Origin of the sequence: Corallococcus interemptor (genome assembly GCF_003668875.1) — a bacterium.
GTDB lineage: Bacteria > Myxococcota > Myxococcia > Myxococcales > Myxococcaceae > Corallococcus > Corallococcus interemptor.
Genome location: NZ_RAWM01000259.1, coordinates 1 through 1,584 on the forward strand (window position 1 = coordinate 1; position 1,584 = coordinate 1,584).

Sequence of the window (1,584 nt, forward strand, 5' to 3'; positions counted from 1 at the left end):
CTCCGCGACCCGCCCTCGACGAACTCCGCGTCGGCCCCGGCCACCCCGGCCCGCATCACCCCGAAGGCTTTCTCGTCGGTCTCCACGTTCGAGGCCGGCCCGTCCGCGAAGAAGGCCCCGACCACTCCGACGACGCCCGTGCCCGCGCCGCAGGTGCCGGTGGAGGACGTGCCGCCCAAGTCGGATCCTCGCTACGACGGGCTGAAGGACCAGGCGCTGATCAACGCCCTGCACGACGCGGTCAGCAAGCACAAGGACCTGGGCTACAACCAGGCGCGGAAGATCATCTTCACCACGCTCGACAACCACGACGGCAAGGTGAAGTGCGTCTACACGGGCAAGGAAGTCACGACGAACAAGATTCCCAGCAGCAACGTGATGAACACCGAGCACACGTGGCCCCAGTCCAAGGGCGCCACGGGCGCGGCGAAGGCGGACCTGCACCACCTGTTCCCCACGGACAGCAAGGCCAACTCCATCCGCGGCAACTGGCCCTTCGGCACGGTGAAGAACGTGAAGTGGCAGGAGAACGGCGCCAAGTTCGGCACCGACGAGAAGGGCCGCACCGTCTTCGAGCCGCCCGACGAGCACAAGGGCAACGTGGCGCGCGCGCTGTTCTACTTCTCCACCGTCTACAACAAGCACATCCCCGCGGACGACGAGGCCGTGCTCAAGCAGTGGAACCAGCTGGACAAGGTGGACGCGACGGAAGTCGCGCGCAACGACGCCATCGAGACCTACCAGCAGAACCGCAACCCCTTCGTGGATGACGCGTCGCTGGCCGATCGCATCGCGGACTTCTAGAGTCCGGGCATGTCCCGTCCCATCGCCCCCCTGTGGGCGCTCGTCCCTGGCCGCACCGGTGTCCCCCTGATGAAGGTGGGGGGCACGCCCGAGGCGCCGGGGCCCCTGGAATGGCCCGCCTGCGAGATGTGCGGCGGGCCGCAGCGCTTCCTCTTCCAGCTGCCGCACGTCGAAGGCCGGCTGGACCTGGCGCCCTATGCGTCGGTCCACGTCTTCCAGTGCGAGAACCCCGACACGGCCTGCTTCCGGTGGGATCCGGAGGAGGGCGCCAACGCGGCGGTGCCGGTGAAGGCGGGAGCGCCGTCCGTGAGCGCGCCGCCGGGGCCGGTGAAGCCGTACGCGGAATGGACGCTCGGCTTCGAGCCCGCCACGGAAGACACCGAGGCGCTGTCGGTGGACGTCAACGAGGCCACCGAGGAGCAGCTCGCCGCGCTGGACCGCGCGCAGGAGGAGGCGCCGGAGAGCAAGGTGGGCGGCGTGCCGGTGTGGCTCAACGGTGAAGCCACCCCGGAGTGCTGTGACGCGCCCATGCGCTTCGTCGCGCAGCTGGCCGCGATGCCGTTCGGCCTGGACTTCGGAGACAACGGCCGGGGCTACCTCTTCCGCTGCACGCGCGAGGACTGCGTGCGCCCCTTCCGCTTCCTCACCCAGGGCGCCTGAGCCTCACCGCTGCATCGCCTTGATCAGCTTCTGGGCGTCCTCCGCGCTGAGCTTGCCGGCCTCCACCAGGTCCAGCACGCGGCGCATCTCGTCGTCGGGGATGCCCCGGGGCTGCGGCGG

3 protein-coding genes are annotated in these 1,584 nt (G+C 69.6%); 2 read left to right on the forward strand and 1 reads right to left on the reverse strand.

Features of this window, described 5'->3' with window-relative positions; translation table 11 throughout:
• Together D7X96_RS38950 and D7X96_RS38955 are read left to right on the forward strand one after the other, a co-directional pair.
• Nucleotides 1-804: endonuclease I family protein (locus D7X96_RS38950; RefSeq protein WP_121771992.1), on the forward strand; the 804-nt coding region annotated here is incomplete at its 5' end.
• A 9-nt stretch (nucleotides 805-813) separates the two neighbouring features.
• Nucleotides 814-1,464: a hypothetical protein gene (locus D7X96_RS38955; protein WP_120549848.1), complete on the forward strand. Its 651-nt coding sequence runs from the start codon at nucleotides 814-816 to the stop codon at nucleotides 1,462-1,464.
• 3 nt (nucleotides 1,465-1,467) lie between these two features.
• Here the strand turns inward: D7X96_RS38955 and D7X96_RS42025 are convergent, their stop codons facing one another.
• Nucleotides 1,468-1,551, reverse strand: a complete 84-nt coding sequence (locus tag D7X96_RS42025; protein WP_407921821.1) for an SHOCT-like domain-containing protein — start codon at nucleotides 1,549-1,551, stop codon at nucleotides 1,468-1,470.
• Nucleotides 1,552-1,584 lie beyond the last annotated feature (33 nt).